Here is a 7,042-nt window from a genome sequence, read left to right as displayed (position 1 = left end):
ATAAAATCAAAACGCGCAACACCGACCCCCGGTCACGTTCGCCGGAATACCGGTCACGTTGCCGGAATCAGCGGTCACGTTCACCGGAATACTCAGTGGCGCAGGTGTAGCAATAACATGCGACTTAAATACGCGACACGATAGCACCCGTGACAGCGGGGTAGGCGGATGGTGTCGTGCTTGTTAGGACTTGTGCGACAAGGAATCTGCATGGCGTTATGTGCTCAGGTGAAAAACCGCACTTGACAAAATTCGTTTATAAACGAAAATAAGCCATGTATGAAATCCGCCACTATTTAAGTGCCGACGAGAAAGACGTTTATCTCGATTGGCTGCGAAAGCAGCGCGACATCACGGCAAGAATTGCAGTAGATCGGCGCGTGAATCGGGTCGAGCAAGGCAATTTTGGCGACCATAAGTTTTGTCGTGATGGCGTGTGGGAGCTTCGCATCGACGTGGGTGCTGGCTATCGGGTGTATTACGCCATTGCAGGCAAACAGATCGTATTGCTGCTGTGTGGTGGTGATAAGCGAACGCAAGATGCGGACATAGCCCGCGCTTGCGACTATTGGCAAGACTGGCAAAGGAGAACGGGCGATGAAAGATAGAGCGCACGACGAAGCAATGGCCGAGGTGTACCGGCAAGACCCGGCCTACGCGCTTCAATTGCTCAACAGCATTCTCGAAGATGGCGATCAAAGCGAGCTTTTGATTGCACTGCGACAAATTGCAAAAGCATTCGGCGGGGTGCAAGCCGTGGCCGAGCAGGCACACTTGAACCCAACACAGCTTTACCGTACCTTGTCAGCAGATGGCAATCCTGCATTGAGCAATTTTTCCGCGATCCTGAAGGCAATGGGCATGCGTCTGTCGGTGCAGCCTATGCACGCTCCAATGGCACACGCTTGAATCGATGCCAGCCAGCGCTTTGCGACAGGTTGGGCTGAGACCTGATTTGAAGGAACTGGCCGCTTGCTTGACATAAGGCCCGTCGTGCGTGTGTGCAGGGACAAGGTAGCCGAACCAGGAGGTCGCGCGTCTTAGGACTTGTGCGGCACGGATGGTTTAAGCGTGTGAAGCGTGGTCTTGTCCGATCAGCACATCTGCAGGGATGCCCAGAGTGACCAAGCGCCGGATCATCGCCAATGAAAGATTGCGGGTTCCCGCCAGCACTTCATAGACTCGGTTGCGCGGGCCGATGTACGGCTCAAGGTCGGACACTGTCATGCCTGATTGATCCATGCGAAATTTGATCGCCTCGATAGGGGTGGGTAGCTCAATGGGATAGTGCTTGCGCTCATGGGCTTCAATGAGAGCGACCAAGGCCTCAAACAGTGCTTCTTCTTCGCTGCCTGGGGCGGGTTCTGGCGCATCAAAGAACGCTTCTACGGTTTTGAGCGCGAATTGGTAGTCGGCCTCGGTGCGGATGGGGTGCAGTTGATAGTTCATGCTTTGTGCTCCACGGTTTCAACATTGATTCGGTCGTACTCGGTGTGCGTGCCGACAAACTTGATGAACAGTGCGCCAGCTCTGTACATGACCGCCACGACCAAGCGGTAATCGTTGCCCTTGATGTTGAACACCACGCGGTTATTGCCCACAAAGCTAGCGTTGCGGTACTGAGCCTTGATGTCTGCAGGTGTCATCCAGTTTGCACGCAGAGCCTCAAAGTACCAGCCCTGCAAAGCGTCTTTGGCCTGGGGGTGTTTTTGCCAAAAATTGCGCAGAGTGGATAGTGCAATGATTCGCATATTTGAATTATAGTACCAAATTGGGACTATAGACTAATCACCATGCCGATCAGGGGTCGTCACAGAAAACGGAAAATAAAGCACGTTAAGGCAGATTGGGCTGCATCGCCTTATTCTTGGCCAAGAGGCGTGCGACCGTTGAAGGGTGAACATTGAACAGGCGCGCGGCATCGGCTGCGGTTTTCTGCCCGGACGCAACCAACAGCACTATTTCCTGTTGCTGGCGTGGGGTGAGCTTGGGGCGCCGGCCCCCTACACGGCCTTCCTTGCGCGCGGCGAGCAAGCCGCTGCGCGTGCGCTCGCGCAGCATGGCGCGCTCGAACTCGGCGAACGAGCCCACGATCTGCATCATCATCCGGCCTGCTGAAGTGGTGGTGTCGATGGCTTCGCCCAAGCTGTGAAAGCCGGCGCCTAACAGCTGCACCTTTTCCAGCAGCATCAGCAAGTCCTTGAGCGAGCGCGACAGCCGGTCGAGCTTGCAGACCACGAGCACATCGCCGTGGCGTAGCTGATCGAGTAGCCGATGCAGCTCGGGGCGATCCCAACGTCCTGCCGATGCTTTTTCTTGAAAAATGCGTGTGCAACCGGCCGCTTGGAGTGCTGCAATTTGCGCGCTGTTGTCCTGATCCTGGGTGGAAACACGGGCGTAGCCAATATGCATCTTGAAGTTTTCTTAAAAAGGATGGGGAGCACCTATAAACCTGTTGCCATTCATTTGAGTTGTGCAATATATTTGCGCAACTCATGCTCTCCCGTGGGATTCGAGAATTGCAACATAGGTGCGCAAACGATCGTTTGCGCACCAGCATAACCAGGAACCCTTGATGCCTCGTCGTTCCATTCTTTCAGCCGCCGAGCGTGAGAGCCTGCTGGCACTGCCCGAGGGTAAAGACGAGCTTATCGGGCTTTGCACCTTCAGCGATACCGACTTGGCCATCATTGGGCAGCATCGTGGGCCAGCCAACCGGCTTGGCTTTGCCATCCAGCTGTGCTACTTGCGATTTCCCGGCGTCATTCTGGGCGCCGATGAATCCCCATCGCCTGCCTTGCTGCGCATGGTGGCCGCGCAACTGAAGGTGCCAGTAGCTTGTTGGGATGAGTACGGCCAGCGCGATCAGACCCGCCGTGAGCATCTGGTTGAACTGCAAACGGCGTTTGGTTTCAAGCCCTTCACCATGCGCCATTACCGGCAAGCCGTCCAAACGCTGACAGAGCTGGCGTTGCAGACCGACAAGGGCATTGTGCTGGCCAGCACGCTGGTCGAAAACCTGCGTCGTCAAGCGATCATTCTCCCGGCCATGAATGCCATTGAGCGAGCCGGCGCCGAGGCCATCACGCGTGCCAATCGGCGTATCCACGCAGCGTTGGCCGATTCACTGACGCCGGCACACCGCCAGCGTCTGGATGAGTTGCTCCAGCGCAAGGAGGGCAGCGGGCTCACCTGGCTGGCGTGGCTGCGGCTGTCGCCGATCAGGCCGAACTCGCGGCACATGCTGGAGCATATCGAGCGCCTCAAGGCCTGGCAGGTGCTGGACCTGCCCGCCGGCATCGAGCGGCTGGTCCACCAGAACCGGCTGCTCAAGATCGCCCGCGAGGGCGCTCAGATGACGCCCGCCGATCTGGGCAAATTCGAGCCGCAGCGGCGCTATGCGAGCCTGGTCGCGCTGGCCGTGGAGGGCATGGCCACCGTCACCGACGAGATTCAATTGACCTGCACGACCGCATCATTGGCAAGCTGTTTAACGCAGCGAAGAACAAGCATCAACAAAAATTCCAAGAATCCGGCAAGGCCATCAATGACAAGGTGCGCCTGTACGGGCGTATCGGCCAGGCGCTGGTGCAAGCCAGGCAAGGCGGCAGCGATCCCTTCGCGGCCATCGAATCGGTCATGTCCTGGGACGCGTTCACGGCCAGCGTGACGGAGGCGCAAAAGCTCGCACAGCCCGAGAGTTTTGACTTCCTGCCACATGTCGCCGAAGGCTACGCCATGCTGCGCCGCTACACCCCGCAGTTCCTGGAGGTGCTCCAGCTGCGGGCCGCGCCCGCCGCCAGGGATGTGCTTGAGGCCATTGAAGTGCTGCGCGGCATGAACACCGACAACACCCGCAAGGTGCCAGCCGATGCGCCCATCGGCTTCATCAAGAAACGCTGGGAGAAACTGGTGATGACCGATGCGGGCATTGACCGGCGGTACTACGAGCTGTGCGCGCTGTCCGAGCTCAAGAACGCGCTGCGCTCGGGCGATGCTTGGGTGCAGGGCTCGCGCCAGTTCAAGAACTTCGAGGACTACTTGGTGCCGGCCGGCAAATTTGCCAGCCTCAAGCTGGCCAGCGAGTTGCCGCTGGCCGTGACCACCGACTGCGAGCAGTATTTGCAGGAGCGCTTGTCCCTGCTGGAGCAGCAGCTGGCGACGGTCAACGCACTGGCTGCAGTCAACGGCCTGCCCGATGCCACCATCACCACCGCGTCCGGCTTGAGAATCACGCCGCTGGACGCCGTGCTGCCCGATACGGCGCAGGCCTTGATTGATCGGGCTGCGATGCTGCTGCCGCGCGTGAAGATCACCGACATGCTGATGGAGGTGGACGAGTGGACCGGTTTCACCGGCCACTTCACGCACTTCAAGACAGGAGAGCGCGCCAAAGACAAAACCTTGCTGCTCACGACCATCCTGGCCGATGCGATCAATCTGGGATTGACCAAGATGGCCGAGTCCTGCCCTGGCACGACCCATGCCAGGCTGTCGTGGCTGCAGGCCTGGCACATCCGGGACGAAACCTACGGGGCAGCGCTGGCCGATCTGGTCAACAAGCAGCTTCGCCAACCTCTGGCGGCCCACTGGGGCGACGGCAGCACCTCGTCGTCCGATGGCCAGAACTTCAAAACCGCCAGCAAAGCCCAAAGCACGGGCCACATCAACCCAAAATACGGCAGCAGCCCGGGGCGAACTTTCTACACCCACATTTCCGACCAGTACGCCCCGTTTCATACCAAGCTGGTCAATGTCGGCGTGCGCGACTCGACCTACGTCCTGGACGGCCTGCTGTACCACGAGTCGGATCTGCGCATCGAGGAGCACTACACCGATACGGCCGGCTTCACCGATCATGTCTTCGGCCTGATGCACTTGCTGGGCTTTCGCTTTGCGCCGCGCATCCGCGACCTGGGCGAGACCCGGCTGTTTATCCCCAAAGGCGACGCCAGCTATGACGCGCTCGGGCCAATGATCAGCGGCGAGCGGCTCAAAGTCAAACAAATCCGTGCCCACTGGGATGAAATCCTGCGGCTGGCCACGTCGATCAAGCAGGGCACGGTCACAGCTTCGCTGATGCTCAGAAAACTCGCCAGCTACCCGCGCCAGAACGGCCTGGCCATCGCCCTACGCGAGCTCGGGCGCATCGAGCGCACGCTGTTCATCCTGGACTGGCTGCAAAGCGTGGAGCTGCGCCGGCGCGTCAATGCCGGGCTGAACAAGGGCGAAGTGCGCAATGCGCTGGCCAGGGCCGTGTTCTTCAACCGGCTGGGTGAAATCCGCGACCGGGGATTCGAGCAGCAGCGCTACCGCGCCAGTGGCCTGAACTTGGTGACGGCGGCCATCGTGCTGTGGAACACCGTTTATCTGGAGCGGGTGGTCAATGCCCTGCGCGGGCACGAGCAGGGCATTGATGACACGCTGCTGCAGCACCTCTCGCCGCTGGGCTGGGAGCACATCAACCTGACGGGCGACTACCTCTGGCGCAGCAGCGCCAAGGTCGGCGCGGGCAAATTCAGACCTCTGCGCCCACTTGCCAAGTCTTAACGTGCTTTATTTTCCGTTTTCTGCGACGACCCCTGGTAGTGAGGAAGCCAACAGGCATCGGGTCAGGCTGCGGCTTGTTGGTGCTGAAGGGCCCATACGCGTTTGACTTGACTGGTACTGCAGCCGGCCAGCTCAGCCGTGCGCTTGATGGTCAAGCCGGTGCGCCGCAGCGCAACAATGCGCTCGTGAGTCGCCGTGTCGGGGATGCGCCCCACGTACTTATGGGCGTTCTTGGCAAGCTGCACACCTTGGCGCTGACGTTCACGGCGGGTCTCGTAGTCGTCCCGGGCCATCTGCAGGGCCAGCTTGAGCAACAGTTCCTGCACCGACTCCAGAACGATGCGGGTTACAGAATCGGTAGCCTTCGTGAAGTCAGTGAAATCGACCACGCCGGGCACGGCCAGACGCGCGCCTTTGGCGCGGATCGAGGCGACCAGCCGCTCGGCCTCGGGCAGCGGCAGCCGGCTGATGCGGTCGATCTTCTCGGCCACGACCACCTCGCCCGGTTGCAGGTCCGCAATCATGCGCAGCAGTTCGGGACGGTCAGCGCGCGCGCCGGAGGCCTTTTCGCGGTACACGCCGGCGATGTAGTAACCGGCCCGGCGCGCGCTGTGCTCGATGTCGGCTTGGCGAGCCAGGTCTTGTTCGTCGGTGCTGACGCGCAGGTAGAGTCGGGCGATTTTCATGGAGTTGATGGCCAAGATGGGTATACATCACTTGGCTACCTTCCGAAGACGCGGCCAAGAGGAAAAAAGTCAATGTAAATTGGCCTCACCCTATTTGACCATTTATCTTGGCCTCTTAACTGCTTTTGCTGTTCCACTGCACCTCAGACCCCAAAGTGTCGAAGCCGATGGTGGCACCCTGAGCGTTCGGAACAGACCGGGGACGGGATGCATTTTCACCATTGACCTGCCGCGCCATTCGATGGGCTGAGACGACCGTGGTGGCGCTGCCCAGGGCAGTGCATGACTGTTTCGACGTTAAAACAGTCACTCTCTACTTGCCCTCGACCTTCGGCTGGTGAGCGGTAGCTTCTTCTATTTTGTTCTGTCCTGCCCCCCCGATTTAGGGCACCGCCGCTTTCAATGCTTGTTGCGCATTTTTCACGGCTTCTTTCACATAAGTTTTAACGTCAAAGTGACGCTTTGCTAGATCAGGCGAAGCGTGCAGCACGGCCCTCACTTCTGCCAGCGAATGCTTGGCTTTGAGCATCTTTTTCGCCACGTCAACATCGACCTGATCCTGGCTTTCGCTGCTGGAGTCAGCCGCATGAAGGCGGTAAACCTGTGCATCTTCTTCACTGACCCACCTTGCGGCCTCCTGGCCTTGCTTGTGGGCATGTTGCCGGGCTCGCTCCTCGGCCCGCTCCTGCGCTTGCGCTTGGTCGGCATCATGGGTAACCGTCCGACGAACACCATTCTTGCGCCGGGTTGATGAGCCGGGCAGTATCCGGGGAGTTGCCCACCACGATGGTGTGCACTTAACCCGG

Annotated in this window: 7 protein-coding genes and 1 pseudogene; 3 read left to right on the top strand and 5 right to left on the bottom strand. The window is 59.3% G+C overall.

Translation table 11 applies throughout. The features are described from left to right. The first annotated feature begins 275 nt into the window (after window positions 1–275). Both RCH06_RS17545 and RCH06_RS17540 read left to right on the top strand, forming a co-directional pair. On the top strand, window positions 276–608 hold the full coding sequence (locus RCH06_RS17545; RefSeq protein ID WP_327082756.1) for a type II toxin-antitoxin system RelE/ParE family toxin: 333 nt from the start codon (window positions 276–278) through the stop codon (window positions 606–608). Then, entirely contained in the window at window positions 598–909 is a 312-nt protein-coding gene (locus RCH06_RS17540) for a helix-turn-helix domain-containing transcriptional regulator (RefSeq protein ID WP_327082755.1), read from the top strand. The genes RCH06_RS17545 and RCH06_RS17540 overlap by 11 nt, the downstream gene beginning before the upstream one ends. A gap of 156 nt (window positions 910–1,065) precedes the next feature. On the opposite strand, the gene RCH06_RS17535 is transcribed toward RCH06_RS17540, so the two are convergent. From RCH06_RS17535 to RCH06_RS17525, 3 genes are all read right to left on the bottom strand, one after another. Continuing rightward, window positions 1,066–1,449 (bottom strand): helix-turn-helix domain-containing protein, encoded by a 384-nt coding sequence (locus RCH06_RS17535; RefSeq protein WP_327082754.1) that lies wholly within the window; start codon window positions 1,447–1,449, stop codon window positions 1,066–1,068. Continuing rightward, a complete protein-coding gene (locus RCH06_RS17530) occupies window positions 1,446–1,751 on the bottom strand; it encodes a type II toxin-antitoxin system HigB family toxin (protein ID WP_327082753.1) in 306 nt (101 codons plus the stop codon). Before RCH06_RS17530 ends, RCH06_RS17535 begins: the two co-directional genes overlap by 4 nt. An 85-nt stretch (window positions 1,752–1,836) precedes the next feature. Further along, window positions 1,837–2,412: a recombinase family protein gene (locus RCH06_RS17525; RefSeq protein WP_327082752.1), complete on the bottom strand. Its 576-nt coding sequence runs from the start codon at window positions 2,410–2,412 to the stop codon at window positions 1,837–1,839. Between the two features lie 163 nt (window positions 2,413–2,575). Between RCH06_RS17525 and RCH06_RS17520 the strand changes: the two are divergent. Further along, a pseudogene (locus tag RCH06_RS17520) lies at window positions 2,576–5,550 on the top strand (Tn3 family transposase). 62 nt (window positions 5,551–5,612) lie between these two features. Here the strand turns inward: RCH06_RS17520 and RCH06_RS17515 are convergent. Together RCH06_RS17515 and RCH06_RS17510 are read right to left on the bottom strand one after the other, a co-directional pair. Next, window positions 5,613–6,236, bottom strand: a complete 624-nt coding sequence (locus RCH06_RS17515; protein ID WP_327082751.1) for a recombinase family protein — start codon at window positions 6,234–6,236, stop codon at window positions 5,613–5,615. 382 nt (window positions 6,237–6,618) lie between these two features. Continuing rightward, window positions 6,619–7,042: hypothetical protein (locus tag RCH06_RS17510; RefSeq protein ID WP_327082750.1), on the bottom strand; the 424-nt coding region annotated here is incomplete at its 5' end.

The organism is Polaromonas sp. CG_9.5 (genome assembly GCF_035984465.1).
Lineage (GTDB): Bacteria > Pseudomonadota > Gammaproteobacteria > Burkholderiales > Burkholderiaceae_C > Polaromonas.
This window is presented reverse-complemented; position numbering and strand designations above follow the sequence as displayed.